Origin of the sequence: Acinetobacter sp. 40AMC3-4 (genome assembly GCF_049898185.1) — a bacterium.
Lineage (GTDB): Bacteria > Pseudomonadota > Gammaproteobacteria > Pseudomonadales > Moraxellaceae > Acinetobacter.
On sequence record NZ_JAFCXG010000008.1, the window covers coordinates 40,606 to 60,933 of the forward strand.

Here is a 20,328-nt window from a genome sequence, read left to right on the forward strand (position 1 = left end):
AAAGAAAATAGCGAATGGATTTAATATATGGCGACTTTATTAGCACCCGATTTTGATATTCCTGCACAATTACAGACACTTACCAATTTGGCAGATGACCGTATTGGTGCAAAAATTATTGAATGTTCAGATGAATTTTTCGCAGAAGCAAAACGTATGCTTCAATTTGACGCGCCAATTTTTGTTGAAGATAAATTCGATGACCATGGTAAATGGATGGATGGTTGGGAAACGCGCCGTAAACGTCACACAGGTTATGACTGGGCAATTATTCAATTGGGCGTAGCTGGGCATATTAAGGCTTTAGATATTGACACTACCTTCTTCACTGGGAATTACCCTGCTTCAGCTTCAGTTGAAGCCTGCTACGCCCCTGATGGCGATCTTGCTCAAGCTGAATGGTTGAACATATTAGAGAACAACGTACTTGGCCCAAGTCAGCATCATGTTTTGCCGATTACAGCTGACCAAGTTTTTACTCATGTGCGTTTAAATATTTTTCCTGATGGTGGTGTTGCTCGTTTTAAAGTGTATGGTGAAGTGAGCGTTCAACAACAAGATCACACTGCAACAATTGATTTAGTTGCTTTAGAAAATGGTGGACGTGTAATTGCTTATAGCGATGCACATTTTGGTCATCCACGTAATCTGATTAACCCAGGTCGCGGAATTAATATGGGTGATGGTTGGGAAACCAAACGTCGTCGTGCACCGGGCTTTGATTGGTGTATTTTGGCTTTGGGTCAAACTGGTGCAATTGAAAAAATTGATATCGATACGGCACACTTTAAAGGCAACTTTCCAGCCCAAGTCTCTATTCAAGCCGTATATGTTAAAGATGCAACTGATCCACAATTAATTCCACAAAGTATGTTCTGGCCATTTTTGCTTGAAGCACAAGACATGCAAATGGATCATATTCATAGCTTTGTAAACGAAATTTTGCAACATGAAAAGATCTCGCATATTCGCATTAATATGATTCCAGATGGTGGTATCAGCCGTATTCGTTTGTGGGGTAAAACCAAAAGCTAAATTGAAAGCTTGAATACTTTCTACATCGAGAAGGATAAGTACTGTGGTTTTATCCTTCTTCTCCTACACTTGATATAGACAATAAAAGAATTACACATGGTTCAAACAATTCAGCTACAGCCCCTGAGCATTGAAAACTTTGCCCCTTTTGGTGAGGTGATTTGCTGCGGAGGACAGGATTTTTTTCATATCAATGATGCACATACCGAGCGTTATCATGCCCTTGTAACCACTGAAATCTTCGGTGAAGCACATGCAGGTATTAGTATTTTTCGTAATATTAAACAGACAGAAATTCCTTTTTCGGTTTCGATGCTTGAGCGACATCCGAATGGCTCACAAGCTTTTATCCCGATGCAAGGTCAGGCTTTTTTAATTGTGGTGGCACCTGCATTGGATGATCAAACGCCTGATATTTCAAAACTCTGTGCTTTTATTTCAGATGGTACACAAGGTGTTAACTACCATGCAGGTACATGGCATCACCCTCTATTAACTTTAGAGGCGCCAAGTAACTTTGCCGTGGTTGATCGTATTGGTATTGGACATAATTGTGATGTTTATCAGTTTAATGAAGTACTCAATATCGTGGCATAAATTTAAACTATCATTGAAATTGAAACCTCAATTTAAAATTGTCTCAGAAATTAAAAGCCCCATCCGTGGGGCTTTTAAGTCTTGTGCAGTATGTTGTGTAACGATGTACGGTTTTAACGAATCAATTAGAAGTGATATTTCACTAGCGCACTGACGTTATTTTCATCTTTACCTTTAATATTATATTTATTATTCCAAACTGAATGCTCAACGCCTACATACAGGCGTGTATCTGGGGAAATATGTTGCCCCACATTCCATTTATATTGACTGGTCCAGTTCATCTCACTGGCTGAGCCTTTTTCCGCAGTTGACCAATCCAGAAAAGCATCTGCTAAGAAAGATTCTGAGCCAATTTTAAAAGGTATGGCATAGGTAAGCGTCATTTGATAGTCATCAGCTTTAGTATCATTATTCACTTTATATAAATTTAATTTTGCATATTGAAAATATGGCACATCAAAGTCTAAGCCAATACCATAGAGAAAATTATCCATGTTGCTACCCGCTTCCCAAGTGGTTGCAAGCAATACATCTTTTACAGGGCCAAATTTAAGTTCTTTACCCGTTACAGCGCCTAAACTCAATCGTGGTGATGCTTCAAAATAGGTTTGATCGCCGACGTCATTATGTGTACGGTCGGCAAAAATGAAGAAATCACCATATTTAAGCTTTGACGCGTATTCAAATGTCACAGTGGTTTGTTTGTCTTCTTTTGCAATGAGCTGATAGTCGGTGCCATATAGACCGGTAATACTGAAGTCTTGCCAGATTGGGGCTGCAAAGATAGAGTTGGCTGAAATAGTGCATAGAATTGCAGCTGAAAGAGGCATAAATTTCATTAAATTGTTTTTCCTAGCGATAAATACGTTTTGAGTAATTTATTTAGCAAAAACAAAGCCAATATTAGATTTTTTAATAAAAAAAGCCCACATTAATGTGAGCTTTTTTTATTTATTTTGAATAGCTTAGTGATGACTATCTATAACAATATTGCTGGTTTTATTCACTTCTTTACTTTTAAAAAAGTTTAGATGGTTAAACACAATATTTAATACGATGGCCATGAGGCACGTTGAACTAATACCTGAATGGAACAGGGTTTGTACCCATTTTGGGAAGTTCGCATAGAATGAGTGATCAATAATTGGAATCATACCTGCGGCAATTGCTGTAGCAACAATGATTAGGTTCTTTTGCTCACTATAATCAATTTTAGCTAAAGTACGAATACCACTTGCAGCCACTGTACCGAACAATACCAAACCTGCGCCACCCAATACCGGTACAGGAATTGCAGCAATCAAACGGCCCATAATTGGTAAAATACCCAATACAACTAAAATTAAGCCACCCGCTGCAACAACAAAACGGCTTTTTACACCAGTAATCGCGACCAAGCCTACATTTTGTGCAAAGGCACTTTGCATGAATGAGCCAAATATTGGTGCTGCTGCACTTGAAAGCATATCGGCACGTAGCCCATTGGTAATACGTTCAGCGTCGACTTTGGTACCGACAATTTCACCAACAGCGATAATATCAGCTGTAGTTTCAGTCATAATCACCAATGTCACAATTAGCATGGCAATAATGGCACTCAGTTCAAATGTTGGCATACCAAAGGCAAAGAAACTTGGGAATTGAATCCAATTGCCATTTGCGACTTTTGAGAAATCGCCAAAGCCCATCGCATATGCCAGCACTGTACCTAGCACAATTGCTAATAAGATGGATAAACGACGAATTGTAGCGTTTCGAGTAATATTCAGCACAATGACAATGGCTAAAGTTAGAAAAGCCAAACTAATATTTTCAGCACTGCCCCAATCAGGCGCTTTGCTATTTCCACCCATCATCCAACGTACTGCGACAGGTAGCAATGACAAACCAATCACGGTAATCACGCAGCCGGTCACGATTGGCGGGAAAAAACGAATAATTTTTGAAAAATATGGTGCTAAAAAGAAACCGATTAATGAAGCAACAATAACCGCACCATATACTGCCGAAAGCCCACCACCTGCAGTGACTATGGCAATCATCGTTGCCACACCAGCAAAGGATACGCCTTGAACTAGGGGTAATTTTGCACCGATGTATTTCACACCGACCGTTTGTAAAATCGTGGCTAAACCACCGACAAATAATGCTGCTGCAATTAATAAACCAATTTGTGCAGGTTCAAGTCCTGCGGCTGTACCAATAATCAGTGGCGGCGCAATAATACCGCCATACATCGTCAATACATGTTGTAAGCCATAAGCTAGGCTTTTCCCTGCACCTAAATATTCATGTTCTGGTGAAACTGTTTGATTTTGTTCTGTCATTTTTATATCCCCCGATCCGTTTTATGATGCTGTTTTTAGCTACCGCGATATGTTGAATAGGCAAAAGGGCTAATCAACAAAGGAATATGAAAATGCTGTGAGGCATCTTTTACTAAGAAATGAATCACTGCTTTTGGGAAAAAAGTTTCGGTATTAAGACTTTCAAAATAGTCCGCTGTGGCAAACTCTAAGCTATAGCTACCCGTAGAAAATTCGCTTAAACCAAAGTCGGTCACACGGCCATCTGCATTGGTTTGCCCTTCACCAAGTAACATACCGTCTGCATTGAATAATTTAATCAAGACATTGGCAGCAGGTTTCCCCAGATTTGTATCTAAAATATGTGAGCTGATCATGCACTTAGCTCCTGTTTTAATCTTAATAAGGCAATTTCAGCCAATTGATGATGGACAATACGCTTTTCAGTTTCTGGATCATTCAGCAGACGGTACTGCAATGCTTGTAATACATTTTCACTGCTTAAGCCTGAAGCTTTAATTAAGAAGATATAGCCGTACTTTTTTTCATAAGCGATGTTGCCTTTGAGCAATGCCATTTGTGTTTCTTCATCGGCTGAAATAGCGGATTGTTCACGGTTGGAAAAATTCTTTTCTAATTCAGAAAGTTCAGCTTGGGCTTTTTTTTCACCAATACGCGGGTGATTATCTAAAGCAGATTTAATTTCTTCCCACGACCATGTACGAGCAGCTTGAGCCGCGTATTCCAAAATACTGTCTAATGATGCATACGGACGCTGACTGAGCAGCTCATTCGCCCAGCTTTCAATTTGCACACAGTGCTTTAAAAATGTTTTTACATCGGCTTCGGATGCTTGATTAAATTCAACAAGTTGCACTATTAAATCGCCTAAAAATATTTAATGTTCGTTCAAAACATGTTTTGCAATATCAATGCCAATCCCTTATTTCTTAGACAAATTGCTTTTTATAGGCACAAAAAAAGAGGCGCTAAGCCTCTCTTTCTTCTTTATTTTTTTTATTACGGTGCATGGTGTTTTATCCAATGTTCTGCAATATCGGCACGACGACAAACCCATACTTTTTCATGCGATTGCACATAATCTAAGAATCTTTGTAGTGCTTTAAAGCGTCCTGGTCGCCCTAAAATACGACAGTGCATACCAATAGATAGCATTTTTGGCGCAGTTTCACCTTCGGCATATAACACATCAAAGGCATCTTTAAGGTATTGATAAAATTGCTCACCACTATTAAAACCACCCGGCGAGCAAAACTTCATATCATTACTTTCAAGTGTATATGGAATGATTAAATGCGGACGTGTTGCACCATCTACATTCGTCACTGTGCTCCAAAATGGTAAGTCATCGCCATAATAGTCACAGTCATATTGAATCTGAGGAAATTCAGCAAGTAATTTTCGAGTATTCGGGCTATCACGTCCGGTATACCAACCGATTGGTGTTTTACCAAATAGCGTTTCAAGCACGCTAATAGCTTGATCCATATGTTGGCGTTCTTGTTCGATTGGCATATCTTGATAATGCAACCAACGTTGACCATGCGATACGACATCATAATTGGCTGCTTTAATCGCTTTCACAATGTAAGGATTGCGTGCCAAAGCCATACCCACACCGAAAATGGTCATGGGGAGTTGGCGTTTTTTAAACTCTTGGTGAATGCGCCAAAAGCCCGCTCGTGAGCCATATTCGTACATGGAATCCATCGACATGTGTTTGTCTGGAAAACTGGCCGCGCCAATAATATCTGACAAAAACTGTTCTGAACCTGCATCACCATGTTCTACATGGTTTTCACCGCCTTCTTCATAGTTCAATACAAACTGAACCGCGACACGAGCACCATTTGGCCATTCCACTTTGGGTGGTTCTCCATGATAGCCAATCAGATCTCTGGAATAGTCTTGTTGTTGAATCTGGTCTATCAGATCTTGCCCACGTAAATATGTTGCTGTCACATCCACTTCCTAATTTGTTATATCAAACAGTCAAAAAATAGAATGAATTAAGCAATTAGTGCGCCAAAACTTAGTATACAAGTTTTATTTCCTTTCGGCTTTGTTGCACAAAGATTTGAAATGCAAAGCGCCCCTAATTGAGCCAAATTTAAGGCGTAACTTGGGTAAGTGGTCGACCTAATTCCGTAAATCTGTTGAGGACTGCTACACGTGCATGAATTTCATTCACCTGACTAGGAAAGCTTCTTGCCATTAATTTATCGCCTAATAATTTGATGCAATGCATCTTGGTTTCCACCAAACTGCGGCGATGATAGCCTGACCATTTTTTCCATAATGTCCTGCCTAAACGTTTAACTGTTCGAAGTAATTCATTTCGCTCTAGCGAGCTACTCTTTGTATCTTTCCATGGTTTCGCATTTTTTCTAGGTGGAATCACCGCATGTGCTTGCCGATCTGCAATGACCTGACGGCATTGCTTGGTGTCATAAGCTCCATCGGTATAAACAGAGTCAATCTGCTCAATGCTTTTGTCTTCTACAAAGCGTACTGTAATCTGGTGCGGTCCAATTTAATCCGCAAAGTTTAATCAGACTTTGCACAAAGCCAGTGACCATACGTAAAGATAGACGGAATAAGGATTTAATCATTAAGCAGCATTGGATAGCTGCGTCGGAGTAGGTTTGATTTCGCCCTTGTTTGCCTTTTGATGGAGCATACCATTGCGTAGCAGGATCAAACCAAATGGCAATATTTCCGCGACTCATGAGTGCTCGGTTATATGCGGGCCAATTGGTTGTGCGGTAGATTTTGTGTGTAGGCTTCTTCATTTGAAAATTATATCGCTGAAAAAGCCTTTACAGATAGGTTTGTGCAACAAAGCCTATCTGCATTAATCTTTTAAGACTTGCCTGTGGAATCATGATTTCATTTGTTTTTTACACTTATTGGTAGATGGGTATAATCATAAATTATTAAATTTTACATTTTTTGGATTGTTAGCCCTTATAGAGGTAGTCGTATTTTCATATTTTAAAGATTATTTACTTTTCAAAAATACTAAAATTTAAAAAAGAGAAGCCTTTCATATTCAGAAAGGCTTTGTGAAATAGTGTTTTGGAAATGATTAAAATAAGAAGTAACGCTGCGCCATTGGTAACACTTCCGCAGGCTCACAAGTCAAATGCACACCATCTGCACGTACTTCATAAATCTCAGGGTCAACCTCCATTACAGGACAATAAGTATTTAACTTCATATCTGCTTTCGAGATATTACGCGTGGCTTTACAAGGACTAATCAACTTCTTTAAAGCCAATTGTTCATGTATGCCTTGCTCTATTGCCACTTGCGATAAAAAGGTAATGCAGGTGTTATGTACGCCACGAGGGTAAGCGCCAAACATCGGACGATAATGCACAGGCTGTGGCGTTGGAATTGAAGCATTAATATCACCCATCGGCGCAGCTGCAATCATTCCGCCTTTAATAATCATCGAGGGCTTAACACCAAAAAATGCAGGCTTCCATAAAACAATATCGGCTAATTTACCCACTTCAATCGAACCAACTTCATGGCTTAATCCATGGGTAATGGCAGGATTAATCGTATATTTAGCAATATAGCGCTTCACACGATTGTTATCGTGATTTTGATTATCACCTTCGAGTGGGCCGCGTTGCACTTTCATTTTATGTGCTGTCTGCCAAGTACGTAATATTACTTCACCCACACGCCCCATCGCTTGCGAGTCGGAAGACATCATGGCAATTGCGCCCATATCCTGCAAGATATCTTCTGCAGCAATAGTTTCACGGCGAATCCGACTTTCAGCAAAAGCAACATCTTCAGAAATTGCAGGGTCTAAATGGTGGCAAACCATCAACATATCTAAATGTTCATCAATGGTATTGACGGTATATGGACGTGTGGGATTGGTTGAAGATGGTAAAACATTGGGTTGACCAATTGCTTTTAAAATATCTGGTGCGTGACCACCGCCCGCACCCTCAGTATGGTAAGTGTGGATGGTCCGGTTATTAAATGCTGCTAAGGTTTCTTCTAGAAAGCCACTTTCATTTAGTGTGTCTGTGTGAATGGCAACTTGTACATCGTATTGATCCGCCACACTTAGACAGTTATCAATCGCGGCTGGCGTCGATCCCCAGTCTTCATGTAATTTTAAACCCACCACACCGGCTTTGATTTGTTCAGCGATTGGTTCTGGCTGACTCAAGTTGCCTTTACCTAACAGACCAATATTCATAGGTAAATCATCAATAGCTTGTAGCATGGTCGCAATATGCCATGGGCCTGGAGTTACTGTGGTTGCAGATGTTCCTGCGGCGGGGCCTGTACCACCACCAATCATTGTAGTTGTGCCTGACATTAGTGCTGTTTCAACTTGTTGTGGGCAAATCCAATGAATGTGAGTATCAATCCCTCCCGCCGTTAAGATTTGTCCTTCACCTGCGATGACTTCAGTTGCTGCACCTAAAGGAATTGTAATGTCAGGTTGAATATCAGGGTTACCTGCTTTACCTATTTTCCAGATACGACCATTTTTAAGTCCAACATCGGCTTTGACAATACCCCACCAATCGACAATTAAAGCATTGGTAATGACGGTATCAGCGACCTCATCAGACAATAATTGTGACTGTCCCATACCATCGCGAATGACCTTGCCACCGCCAAATTTAACTTCTTCACCATAAGTCGTGAGGTCTTGTTCAACTTGAATAAACAATTCTGTATCAGCTAAGCGAACTCTATCACCTACTGTAGGGCCAAACATTTCCGCATAAGCACGGCGAGACATTTTCATTAATATATTTCCTATTCTAGATTTTTTGGCTTTAGCAGCTTTTGCAGCGGAATAAATTGAATACCCCATTTCTCCGTTAGCGCACCGACCACTTCAAATCCATATTTTTTATAAATATCGAGTGCATAATGACTTGAATTTATTGTGATTATATCGGGATCATTTTTAAGTATTTCTTGCTCTAAAAAGTCCCACATTTGTCGACCATAACCTTGACCGTGATATTCAGCTTTTAAGAAATAATGCATGACATGAGATGGAGCGATATACGCCAAATTCCCAACGATTTCTTCATTAATTTCTGCCACAAAATAATGAATAAGTGGTTGTTGGAAGATGTTTTTCAACATATCAGGTTTAAAGCGTTCACGTCCTTCTTCAGTCACGACAACATAATCGACAAAAGGTTCAATAACAGCAGCGATGGCTTCAACATCATCAACAGTTGCTGGGCGTATTTTCATTATTAACATTTAATTCTCTTATGCTTTTTCATGTACTTATTGAACTTATTACTAACAATAATTTAATTGTTCAACAAGACACTTGAGCATAAAAATAGTTAATCCAATTTACCCATAACACGCCCTGCAAACCCATACACCTCACGTTTACCTGCAAGTGCAACCAATTCGATATCTCGACTTTGGCCCGGTTCAAAACGAACTGCTGTTCCAGCAGCGATGTTGAGTCGATAGCCTCTAGCTTGCTCTCGATTAAATTGCAAAGCATCATTGGCTTCAGCAAAGTGAAAATGAGAACCGACTTGAATTGGTCGATCGCCTGCATTAGCAACACGCATTTTCAGTGTTTCTCGTCCGACATTCATTTCAATGTCTGAATCAGGCGTAATAATTTCACCAGGAATCATGGCTTACTCCTTATTTTTATTAGACAATGGGTTGATGAACTGTGACTAACTTTGAACCATCTGGAAAAGTAGCTTCGACCTGCACTTCTGCAATCATTTCCGCGACACCATCCATGACATCTTCACGACTTAACAAGGTTGTGCCGTAATGCATTAACTCGCTCACTGACATGCCATCGCGTGCGCCCTCAAGCAGTGCTGCTGAAATAAATGCAATTGATTCTGGATAATTCAATTTTAATCCACGCGCTTTACGACGCTCAGCAACAAGGCCTGCGGTAAAAATTAATAATTTATCTTTTTCAGTTGGATTAAGTTCCATAACAATTTCCTAATCTTCTAAAATGTAGAATGCAAAATGCGTGCAAATTCTTCTTTCGCTCTCGCACGTTTTGATTTTTAGTGTCCTAACCCAAAGGTAAAATGAACACTTAATCTATTAATCTTGCTAGACCTATCTACTTTCCAATGATGGCAAAACTTAAGTGCGCCAAATCCGTGGGAATTCTTCTGCTAGGTCATACCAATAGCGTCTTAAACGGGCACGGACTGCTGCAAAAGCATCATGGCATTCACGTACATCATCGCCTAAATAACGTGCACAAATCACATCATCTAACAGGGTTAAAGTCACCGCTAGATTCATCCGCATAATCAATTCACGGATTAATTCGATATGTTCAGCCAGTAATGTTGTTTGCCTTAAACGCGATGGTGCTACTGCCCAGAAACTTCCCATCACAGCATGTCCATTCATACCTAAACAGGATGTAAGCCACCGATCCTGCCCCTTAAAATTTAAACTATCTGCAACCAATAATTTGTCTGCACGATACAGCCTAAATTTGCTTTGGTATTGCCCTTGCTGAAAAATTTCACCACGTGCTTGTCGACCGATGACCAACATATCCCACCCAATAAAACTGGCCATTTCATCTAGATGAATATGTGTTTCAGAGTCTGCATTGGCACCATCAAAAAGCATGGTTTCTTGCGGTAACCATTCAAATGTCGCCTGTGCTGCGACATGTATATGAATATGCTGATAGGCTTGCTTGCCATTGGTTTTGTACCATTTTCCTGCACCGGGCGTGGTAACTAACGCATGCGCATTCGCCTCAACTTTCATATCAAAAGTCAGATGGTCTCCGCCAGCAATTCCTGCTGGTGGATGCACAATAATTGCATGGCAAATACCAGTTTTTTCAGGCCACAACATCTTCTGAACGCGTACAGGCCCATGATGCTTGCGATGCTGTAATACGGTTCGATTTGACTGTACTTGATAGGCAAAACCAAGTTCCAAACAGGCATACCACAGTTGGCTGTTATGCTGCTGTTGTGTCGATATAAATTTTGTTTCGCTTAATACCAGATCATTCATTTGCATCTCCCTATTATTTGAGATGAATGAGGCATCAAGCTAAACCAATTACAGCAACAATAGCTGTCAAAGCACCAATCATTTGCTTACCATAAGGCACATATTTTTGAATAAATGCGCCGACGAGCAAACCGAATACGTATATAGATGCCATCGCTGTAACCATACCAACGACCAGTAAAACTGCCTGACCGCTTTGGCCAAGTTCCGTACCATGTGCGATGCCATGAAAACCGGCCAAAAGTGCAGCAATAAAAGGAACGGCTTTATTGGTTTTGGTCCAAAGAGCAACAGCCAATACAATTAACGACGCAATAATGCCGTTTTCAGCAATTGCTGTTGCTAAGTTGAATTGTGCACCGATCATAAAACCGACAATCATTGCGGCAGATAAACCGAATAATCCGGCCCATTTCCAGCGCTGGTGTGCAGTCCAAATCAATACGCCAAATGCTAACGCCATCATTAGATGATCAAGCCCTGTAAATGGATGCACAAAACCGCTGATAAAACTATTATGGCTATGCTCATGGCCTGGATGCGCCATTGCTACCAAGGGAAAGAATGCCAACGATGTGAAGGTAATTCTTTGCAATAATAACTTCATAGTGGATGCCCCTTATGCTTTAAACAAACCTTGTTTCTCAATAAAGCTGATGATGTCATTTAAGCCATCTTTAGTTTTCATATTGGAAAATAGAAAAGGTTTTTCACCGCGCATACGTTTCGCGTCTTGATCCATCACATCTAAATTTACTCCAACCATTGGTGCAAGGTCGGTTTTGTTTATGATTAACAAATCAGATTTGGTAATACCGGGGCCACCTTTACGCGGAATTTTCTCCCCACCCGCCACATCAATTACATACAGGGTTAAATCTGAAAGTTCCGGGCTAAATGTTGCTGCCAAATTATCACCGCCACTTTCAATAATGATCAGTTCAAGGCCATCAAATTTTTCGCACAGGTCATCAATAGCCGCTAGGTTAATGGAGGCGTCCTCACGAATTGCGGTATGCGGGCAACCACCTGTTTCTACACCAACAATACGCTCAGGTGACATAGCTTCATGGCGTGTTAAAAAGTTGGAATCTTCTTTGGTATAAATATCATTGGTCACCACCGCCATATTGTATTTTTCACGCAGTGCCTGACATAAATTTAAAGTAAGCGCTGTTTTACCTGAACCAACTGGACCGCCAATACCTACGCGTAATGGGCTACGTTCTGTCATGTGAAATGTCCTTTATTTTTAAGATCTAAATAATCGTGAATATTGTGTTTCGTGTGCCATACTGAGCATGGCGTAATTAGGTAAGGCGCTACTGAGTTCAGCATCTTGCAGTGCTAAAGCACGTTCAATTGCCTCTGGAATCAGCCCATGCACATGCCATAAAATCCGTTGTCCACTCATCTGTCCAAGTGGTACAGTTTTCACGGCAGCCAACACCTGATTTTCAAGTACGGTAAAGGTATAAGCAGTCAAAACCTCTGCAACATCAAGTTCGAGTTGCCCACAAAGATGCGCATAGATGGGTACGAAACCGATCTGCTTTTTTAATTTCACAGGCTTTTTCAGCACATCACGAATCCACGCATTTAATGAAAATGCCAATTGCTGTGATTCAGCCAATAACTCTTTGCTTTCTCGACTTGCTCTATATAACTGCGCCCAGTATTCAAACTGCTCAGGCTGATCAAAAGATATTATTAGGCGTTTCAAAACGGGCAGCTCAAACCGTACCAAAAGCATTTCAAGCACTTCTTCAAAATAAGTAATGCTCGAGGTTTCATCAAAAATTAAGCTCTGATCAATCGCACTTTCTACCCCTTGAGAATAACAGTACGCCCCAATTGGTAGTGCCGTTGAGGACAAAGTCAACAGACTTAAAAGCTGTGAAGCATTAGGTGTGAACATGATGCAAAGCCTTAATTGGGCTTAATCTGTGATCATGCTGATGCTGTGCATAAGCACCGCTTTCAGGCTCAAATGGATGCATGGTTTCATATACCGTTAAACCAAGTCCAATTATCATTTCAGCCAATACATGATCTGGCTCAAAATACAGCGCCGTTGGTGTGAGCATTAAAGGGACGTGACGATTACCTAAGTGATACGCTGCTTTTAATAAATCAAAGCTGCTTGGTGCTTCTACTTTCATGAGTTTTTCTGCTTTGGCATCGACACGCAGTACATCACCCTCTTGAGTTGCGATATATGAACCGTGCCTTAAAATGCCGGTACGGGGTAAATCTGCACCAATATCGTGCCCGTTAGCTAAAGTTGCACGAAAACGGCTCTTTTGTCGTGTATCAAATGTCAGTTCAACTATCTCAACATTTTCTTGTACGACATTACCCTCAAGTCTTTCCGTATAGATTTTCATAAATACCCAATCTCAATTTCTTTTATCGTGATTCGTGAACTAAATTGATGCTAAATTCAGCATTAAATGAATGATTTGCATTAAAATAATGCACTATTCATGCCAATCTTATTTTGCCAAGCGTTTTATTTTTGCCGTGTCTATCTAATTATTTTGAAATTTGCTTCGTGCAAGACATCTTAATTATTAAAAAATATGTGATTGCCGATAATTATTCAGATGGCCATAAAAAAATCCCCCCATCGATGGAGGATTGTAGAAATAGAATTTATGCCAATCTAGCTAAGCATTAATACACATCTCGTCGGTAGTGACCGGCCTTACGTAAGGCATTAATTTGTTTAGCACCTAAAATTTCTACTAAAGCATCATCAATACCTTGGGCCATATTTAAACTACCACAGAGATAATACAAAAAATACAAAACACGAAGAAACCAGCCACATTCACATCAAATAAAATCAATAACTTAAAATAAAAATTCCAAATACACCCTATTTCCCACCCGCTTTGAGCCTCTCAAATTCATCAAAAACCGCCCACATTTATAACCACTTTCTTGATCTTTTTATAAAAATTAAAAGTTTTTTGTACTTCTTGATCTAAGTTAAAAAAATCAGGAGGGCGAATAAATGAAGCCTACAAAAGCAAATTCTCAGCTAGCCAATAAAAGACCGTTTTATACAAAGGATGTCATGATCCGTCCTTACCCGCCTCTGTTCAAAATTTACCAAAGCTACGCTCAGATTTTAAATGCCTCGCAACTGCCAACACACTTTCAACATGACGTGAGCCTAATATCTGCTACTGCACCTGCTCCAGCTGAGTTATTCGCAACAGATAACTTTCTTCTTGTTTATATAGCACAACAACAAAATATTCGAATCAAAGCTCGAAGCATTGTAGAAGCTGATGTAGACCTCATTCAGGTTCAATATCAACTCAGCAACACACTCTTTAAGTTGATGACTGAGCTCAAGATCAATCCACAGGCTCTTAATCCCGATAAGCTACTTCATAACTTAAATCAGTCTCTATCGAAACAAGCAATTTACGATGTGAATCAAAAGCTTTATGACAAACCCAGATGCAGTCTTTCTCGAGACCTACTCGCTAAGTTAATCGATTGCAGTCGTAATCAGCTACTTTATCGCCAGAAGCAAATCAACGGCACTCACGACCTACGAATTCAAGCACTCAAAAATAAATGTAAAGCACTCACGAGCGTACAACCATGCGCATCACAATTTTGGAGTTTAGACCATGAAAATTGAAAACATCATTGAGCGAATGCTAGATCATGAATTTTTTGATCAGGACTATCAAAATGCTATCGCACAGTACTTAAAACCTACAGTCTTAATCCCTGAATTAAAACCCTTATTGAAAACAACAGTCAGCTTCGATGCAGACTCTAAGTTTGAACTCCCAACAAAACTACCTCTCCCCCCAAGTGTGTCTAAACATCCGATCTGTGCCTATCTCTATTCAGTAGATCAGCATGAATATCCTGTTATACAACGATGGGCTGTGCATAATTTACATGCAGCATGTATTCTTAAAGCAATTCCGAATCCGACTGAAAAGGATCACCAAACCACCATTATTAGAGTGTTTAATCGATTTAGATTAGCAAACGAAGCTTATGCCGCATCGCAACAAGGCAAACAATTGAATCGGTATCAGCAGGAATATTTGTGGTTATGGGAGCAATTGCCTAGCCATGAGATTACCTTGGCTGACTTCGTGAAGAGTTTACGGGAATTAGAAAACGACTCTAAACTCAATCGTTTTCAGTATCTATTACTGCTTGATATACGGCGATTCTATGATTATGTCTTAGCACTTAAACCCAAGAAACATTACTCAGCACCACCCAAGCACATCGATGAGCCAATTTATTTGGATGAACACAACGTCATTTTACACTGTCCATATGACATGCCTCAGAAACAGCATCCTGCTCTCTTTTATGAGGAATTACAGGATGAACAGCCAAATCAGCAATACTCACTCAATACAGCGCAGGTATCGCCTTTAGCAAGCCAATCGAGTTATTTGCAACATCAAGTGAGTAAACTGACACAACAGCATATCATTAGACAACAACATAATTTTAGCTGTAGCAAGCATTATCCAGATTTCAACAGCCTGAGCTTACTTGTAAAACATTGCCATCAAGTCTATTTGAATCATCCAGAAAAAAATAAAGCGTATCTTTTTATTCTACTCAGTTTCTTAAGCGGTGTTCCGATTGAGCAATGGCTGGAGTTACAGACAAATCAGCGCCGTGTCCTAAATAATCGACAGAAGCTCATTTTAGAAAACGACCAATATTTTTTACGTTCAAAATTCACGCTATTTGAGAACACTGACTTTAAATTTAAAGAACAGTTACTCAATCAAGTGACCTACTTCGACTTACCACTAATTAAAGAATTAGTAGATGGTCTAAAAAAATCTCCTGTTGTGAGCCAGGAGCAAGTCAATCAAGCATTAAAAAAATGCCGTCACGAACTGTTTATTCCGTCTTTATCAACTAAAAAAATAAGTGTTTTACTACATCATTGTATTTATAGACATACCAAGAACGAGCAACTCGCTGACATACTTACGGGTATTGATGCCAATCGATCGGTTTCTATTTCATATTGTTCGTATCCAATCTACCGTTTGCAGCAAAGCTATCAGGGTACAGTACATCAGCTATCAAAAGACTTAGCAAAAGAAATCTATGTCATCGATGATGAGCAACAAAGGTTTGGTAGTTGTAAAGCCCCTAAACCAGCAATAGTAACGGCTATATTTGCATACTTACAACATCAGATCATTCAAGCTGAACATCAAGGAAAAATGCTTGATATGTTTAATCACTATAATGTATGGCTTTGGCATATCTTATTATTGTTCAGTGCAGCTCGACCTGTCAGCGACTTCCCAGGTTTCTTAAAAAATTTCGATTTAAAACAACAATGGCTTTGGCTTTCAGATAAAGAAATTCACAGTAGAACAAATGATGGTCGATTAATTCCTCTATGTGATTTTGTTGTAAAGCAAATCCGCTTATTCATTACCTATTTAAATGAATTCCAACAACTGTACCCAGAGCATCAACCGTATATTCAAGAAATTTTAAGCAGTAAAAAGCCTCTCCTCAGTGTCTATCAACATGGACAATGGCAAGCACTTAGCCCTCATTTAGTCAGCAGTTTCACTCGTATTATGCAACTTGATCATGCAAATTGGCTTAGGCACACGACTCGTGCATATCTCACTGAAAAAGTAGATGAAAATTTAATTTTAGCCCTGTTTGGGCATGAGCAGCATCAACAAGAAATGGGGCAAAAATTCTCAAGTCTCTCACTTCAACAATATAGAACCCTCACTACTCATCTTAACGAGATGCAGCACACTTATAAAATTGATGGAATGGATGAACATGCTTAAAGAAAAACACTATGCACATGAACGCCGTACAAAGAATAGAGATCAAAAGCGCATAAAAGAGCGCTTACAAATTCAAGCAATCATCGATGAATTTCTATCGTTCGAACAATTACAGCAAGCACAGCAATCAGAAGGAATACCAGCTCTCTTTAACCAAGTGACTCAGCATCTAGATCAACATAAACTTAGCTTTTCTTTAAAAAAGAACTTTTATCAGCATTTCCGAAAACAGATTATTCAATACAATCGAAGTCTTCAAACAGACGTACCTTTACCAACTCAATACCTAGTTTCTATTCAACGCACACCATTAATATTCAATGAATCGTGGCTTGATGGTTCAAAATTCGCAGTACAGCTTAAAGAAAAGCTTTTAAGATATTGGTACACGGCAAATGGTTTTACAGCGGATGAAAGTATAGGAAACATCCTGATCTGCGCAATCCTGTATGGCGGAATCTCTAATCTTTCCAGCTTAGATGCCTTGTTAGAAAATTTAAAAGAACAAGGCCCAATCTATCATCTTCAGGCATTACAACTACCGCTCATTTTTTTAGAACCTCATTCACCACACTATGGTGATTTATATGATCCTAAACAAACCTTAAGAAAATCACGAAATTTCGTACCCGATCGGTTAACTCAGCTCTGGATTTCTCGATTTAAAACACAATCAATAGATATCCAACACGATTGTTACACTTATATCCGTTACGTTTTTAATGCCTTAGAGCTTTCTTTTAACCAGAAGAAATTTTATCAGCTTTTACAAGCCTCTAGTCATTCATTTATGCAACTAGAAAAGGTCAAATTAAGTTCTGCGCTTGCACAGTGTTTAACTGAAGAAATAGAAACCTGTGGCTTAAGTCCAAGTGCTTTTAAACGCTATCTCTCACCTCAGCCAATACTTGACCACTCCCATCAAGCTGAAGAACCACAACCCCAAAATACCAATAACAAAGCAAAAGAGGAACAATTACACACTGCAGATCCTCTTGAGGCACTCACTGCTTTGCATAAACAAATTTTAACGTGCTTCAAAAATACTCATAAGATCACCACGGATCTATGTAACCTACTGCACAACCAACATGCCCATCTTCCAGAAAATGCTAAACGGCTTGGGCTTTGGCTATTTAGCTTATTTCATCCTGCCGTAGAAGATATTGAATCTATCGCCAAGCTTTATCAAATTGATCAAAACAAGTACTTACGCTATATCAACCAACAGCAGAAGATTCGCCATTCCTCAATTTATAGCTATTACACCAAGTTAGCAGAGACATGGTTACTACATAGCACTGACTTTATAGAAGAATCCAATCTCAACGACCATCTAGACGTGATCTACAACCGTATGTTAAACGGCATCGGTAAATCTAAATCACAGAAATTCGCCCTCTTAAAACGATTCCATCAATTTCAACAAATGCTATTCAATGCTGAATCCTTTCCACTGCAGACCGAAGGGCAAGATTTCAGCTCACCAAAAGCTGAAATCATCTCTGCAAAAACTTTTCAACAGATGCTCATCCAACTCAAAGGCTATCAAAACCCACGCTATACGGTACATGATTTAGAAATGCTAAGTATCGTATATACGATAGCTTTTCGCTCAGGGATGCGCATCAATGAAATGCTCGGCTTACGAATTAAAGACGTGGAAGGTGTTCAAGCCAGTTCAATTTGGATCCGTCCATATCGTTCAAAGAAACAAGAACATTTACTTAAAACAGATAGTGCTGAACGTAATCTCAACCTTCAAATTCTACTTACAGAAGAAGAGCATTTTAAATTTCAGAGATACTGCACGACACGCCGTAGGGCTTATTCATCCAATGACTATCTATTTACACTTTGGAATAGCACAGAACGTATTAAGCCATATATGGTCACCACACCATTACAAAAGATACTTGATGCAATGTTGCCAAGTCATTGTTATACCTTTCATTCGTTAAGACATAGTGCAACAAACAATCTCGCTATGATCTTGAATATGGACTATGAGTTTGTAAATGCCTTCACGGACTATTCAAACGATCACTATCAGCTACTCCGAAATGATCTCTTACGTTCTAAAACACCACAAGACTGTTGGTATTTACTATCCCATATATTAGGTCATATTGATCCCACTGAAACGTTTAGGAGCTATTTGCATCTAGCTTACATAATGGCAGGTTATCAGTTAAGAAAATTTGACCCATGTTTGGATCGAACCGTTATTCAAAAAATCTGTCCTAGCTTAAAATCACCACGACACCATCAAATAGCGCTTAGCTATTACGATGAACAAATATCACGAACAATAAAAATAAAATCTATAGCAACGCCTGATGAATACATCAACACATCTAATATTAAAGTTGATTTAACTCAAGCAGAGAACAACATTTTTATTTATGGAACGAGCAAGTCAGCTTATCCATTCCCTCTGATCGCAAAAATACTCAAGGCATTAGATCAATCTTATACACCTGAGCTTCTTGCTCAAAAGTATGACTTTTCAATTGAGACCCTCATACTGTGGCAACAAAATATACTTAGACTCAAACAACTCAAAAATCGCAAGAACCGGCCTCGCTTCATTATTGATGCTGATAAATCACAACGCATACTTCCGCATATTGAAACAACGGAAGAAAAAATAGTCTTAGAATATTTTTTTAAACAGCTCAACCAGCATAGTTATAATGATATCCATATATTAAATGCACTAGCTATTTTTGAAATGAAGGCTAACATTTCACACGCGGGATTAATCTTTAACAGTGCTGAAGTAAGACTAGCAAATCGATTTTTGACAGGTATTTATTCTTTATTTCCAGCAAAATATTGGCAGACCGCTCTACCTCCTAAAATCTCACAAGATAAGCTTATTGAAAAAATGCATATTAAATCAATACCTTACCGAATGAACAGCAGTTTAAGTAATGCTTTTAAGCTTGAACTAGTATCACAAAACAATGGAAAGGCACTAACCGCCTTACGCTATTGCATGTTGGTTTTACTGATCCTATGTACGCCGTCGCAACCTAGATCATAGCTGATCTGGCTGATAACCTGAAAACTCATAAAAGTCATGCAACAATTGAGCATAGACATCTGAAAAATTTATTATGTTTTCCGGTTGTAAACCATAATGGTCAAAATAGCGATCATCAATGAAATAAGCTAATCCTATGTGCGTGTTGAGATAAGTTGATACGCCCAGTTGCCTACAAAAGGCAGGATTATATTGCAACTGTAATTGCGTATTACAAATAATTTTTGAGGCTACAATTTTAGCTACATTGCGAATATTCAGATGTCGAATACTAGGATGCATCGATGTCAAAATTCGACTCGAAGAATAATTCATCATGAGCGTTTGGCCTTCAATTGATTTAGATTTTTATCAAGTAATGATTTAGTTACTTCTCGTTTCACAAGTAAGCATCTAAACTATGTCTATATTTATATAAAAACATGACTAAAACGTCAAG

The 20,328-nt window shown here is 39.2% G+C and carries 20 protein-coding genes and 1 pseudogene; 5 read left to right on the plus strand and 16 right to left on the minus strand.

Annotation, left to right across the window (positions count from 1 at the left end):
- Positions 1–27 precede the first annotated feature (27 nt).
- Positions 28–1,035 carry an allantoicase gene (alc, locus tag ACP7BU_RS10570; protein ID WP_000212598.1) on the plus strand — a complete coding sequence of 336 codons (1,008 nt, stop codon included), beginning with the start codon at positions 28–30 and terminating at the stop codon, positions 1,033–1,035.
- A 96-nt stretch (positions 1,036–1,131) separates the two neighbouring features.
- Positions 1,132–1,632 carry an ureidoglycolate lyase gene (locus tag ACP7BU_RS10575; RefSeq protein WP_000250866.1) on the plus strand — a complete coding sequence of 167 codons (501 nt, stop codon included), beginning with the start codon at positions 1,132–1,134 and terminating at the stop codon, positions 1,630–1,632.
- 125 nt (positions 1,633–1,757) lie between these two features.
- On the opposite strand, the gene ACP7BU_RS10580 is transcribed toward ACP7BU_RS10575, so the two are convergent.
- From ACP7BU_RS10580 to ureE, 15 genes and pseudogenes are all read right to left on the minus strand, one after another.
- Positions 1,758–2,474: an outer membrane protein OmpK gene (locus ACP7BU_RS10580; RefSeq protein ID WP_004778009.1), complete on the minus strand. Its 717-nt coding sequence runs from the start codon at positions 2,472–2,474 to the stop codon at positions 1,758–1,760.
- Positions 2,475–2,600: 126 nt separating this feature from the next.
- The gene (locus tag ACP7BU_RS10585) at positions 2,601–3,962 is read right to left on the minus strand and encodes a nucleobase:cation symporter-2 family protein (protein WP_000139429.1); all 1,362 of its coding nucleotides are present in this window, start codon (positions 3,960–3,962) and stop codon (positions 2,601–2,603) included.
- Between the two features lie 35 nt (positions 3,963–3,997).
- Complete coding sequence (uraH, locus tag ACP7BU_RS10590; RefSeq protein WP_000625767.1) at positions 3,998–4,318, minus strand: hydroxyisourate hydrolase; 321 nt, start codon at positions 4,316–4,318, stop codon at positions 3,998–4,000.
- Complete coding sequence (gene uraD, locus ACP7BU_RS10595; protein WP_005265718.1) at positions 4,315–4,818, minus strand: 2-oxo-4-hydroxy-4-carboxy-5-ureidoimidazoline decarboxylase; 504 nt, start codon at positions 4,816–4,818, stop codon at positions 4,315–4,317. The genes uraH and uraD overlap by 4 nt, the downstream gene beginning before the upstream one ends.
- Positions 4,819–4,961: 143 nt before the next feature.
- Positions 4,962–5,924: an allantoinase PuuE gene (gene puuE, locus ACP7BU_RS10600; protein ID WP_425879906.1), complete on the minus strand. Its 963-nt coding sequence runs from the start codon at positions 5,922–5,924 to the stop codon at positions 4,962–4,964.
- A 148-nt stretch (positions 5,925–6,072) separates the two neighbouring features.
- Positions 6,073–6,754 (minus strand): annotated as a pseudogene (locus tag ACP7BU_RS10605) (IS5 family transposase).
- 296 nt (positions 6,755–7,050) lie between these two features.
- On the minus strand, positions 7,051–8,751 hold the full coding sequence (ureC, locus tag ACP7BU_RS10610; RefSeq protein WP_425879905.1) for an urease subunit alpha: 1,701 nt from the start codon (positions 8,749–8,751) through the stop codon (positions 7,051–7,053).
- Positions 8,752–8,762: 11 nt separating this feature from the next.
- Positions 8,763–9,224 (minus strand): GNAT family N-acetyltransferase, encoded by a 462-nt coding sequence (locus ACP7BU_RS10615; RefSeq protein WP_425879904.1) that lies wholly within the window; start codon positions 9,222–9,224, stop codon positions 8,763–8,765.
- Between the two features lie 89 nt (positions 9,225–9,313).
- A complete protein-coding gene (locus ACP7BU_RS10620) occupies positions 9,314–9,622 on the minus strand; it encodes an urease subunit beta (protein WP_004778077.1) in 309 nt (102 codons plus the stop codon).
- Positions 9,623–9,641: 19 nt separating this feature from the next.
- Positions 9,642–9,944: an urease subunit gamma gene (gene ureA / locus ACP7BU_RS10625; protein WP_004778079.1), complete on the minus strand. Its 303-nt coding sequence runs from the start codon at positions 9,942–9,944 to the stop codon at positions 9,642–9,644.
- 159 nt (positions 9,945–10,103) lie between these two features.
- Entirely contained in the window at positions 10,104–11,006 is a 903-nt protein-coding gene (locus ACP7BU_RS10630) for an urease accessory protein UreD (protein ID WP_004778080.1), read from the minus strand.
- Between the two features lie 34 nt (positions 11,007–11,040).
- The gene (locus tag ACP7BU_RS10635) at positions 11,041–11,613 is read right to left on the minus strand and encodes a HupE/UreJ family protein (RefSeq protein ID WP_004778083.1); all 573 of its coding nucleotides are present in this window, start codon (positions 11,611–11,613) and stop codon (positions 11,041–11,043) included.
- 12 nt (positions 11,614–11,625) lie between these two features.
- Positions 11,626–12,240, minus strand: a complete 615-nt coding sequence (gene ureG / locus ACP7BU_RS10640; protein ID WP_425879903.1) for an urease accessory protein UreG — start codon at positions 12,238–12,240, stop codon at positions 11,626–11,628.
- Positions 12,241–12,258: 18 nt separating this feature from the next.
- Positions 12,259–12,924, minus strand: a complete 666-nt coding sequence (locus ACP7BU_RS10645) for an urease accessory protein UreF (protein WP_004778087.1) — start codon at positions 12,922–12,924, stop codon at positions 12,259–12,261.
- The gene (ureE, locus tag ACP7BU_RS10650) at positions 12,911–13,393 is read right to left on the minus strand and encodes an urease accessory protein UreE (protein ID WP_005090807.1); all 483 of its coding nucleotides are present in this window, start codon (positions 13,391–13,393) and stop codon (positions 12,911–12,913) included. The genes ACP7BU_RS10645 and ureE overlap by 14 nt, the downstream gene beginning before the upstream one ends.
- A gap of 632 nt (positions 13,394–14,025) precedes the next feature.
- On the opposite strand from ureE, the gene ACP7BU_RS10655 reads away from it, so the two are divergent.
- Genes ACP7BU_RS10655 through ACP7BU_RS10665 form a run of 3 tightly spaced genes read left to right on the plus strand, consistent with a single transcriptional unit; the run spans position 14,026 to position 19,889 of the window.
- Complete coding sequence (locus ACP7BU_RS10655) at positions 14,026–14,667, plus strand: hypothetical protein (RefSeq protein WP_425879902.1); 642 nt, start codon at positions 14,026–14,028, stop codon at positions 14,665–14,667.
- The gene (locus ACP7BU_RS10660; RefSeq protein WP_425879901.1) at positions 14,657–16,840 is read left to right on the plus strand and encodes a hypothetical protein; all 2,184 of its coding nucleotides are present in this window, start codon (positions 14,657–14,659) and stop codon (positions 16,838–16,840) included. Before ACP7BU_RS10655 ends, ACP7BU_RS10660 begins: the two co-directional genes overlap by 11 nt.
- The gene (locus ACP7BU_RS10665; protein ID WP_104425916.1) at positions 16,833–19,889 is read left to right on the plus strand and encodes a tyrosine-type recombinase/integrase; all 3,057 of its coding nucleotides are present in this window, start codon (positions 16,833–16,835) and stop codon (positions 19,887–19,889) included. The genes ACP7BU_RS10660 and ACP7BU_RS10665 overlap by 8 nt, the downstream gene beginning before the upstream one ends.
- Here ACP7BU_RS10665 and ACP7BU_RS10670 read toward each other — a convergent pair.
- Positions 19,884–20,207, minus strand: a complete 324-nt coding sequence (locus ACP7BU_RS10670; protein ID WP_425879900.1) for a hypothetical protein — start codon at positions 20,205–20,207, stop codon at positions 19,884–19,886. The two genes, ACP7BU_RS10665 and ACP7BU_RS10670, sit on opposite strands and share 6 nt — an antisense overlap.
- Between the last annotated feature and the right edge of the window lie 121 nt (positions 20,208–20,328).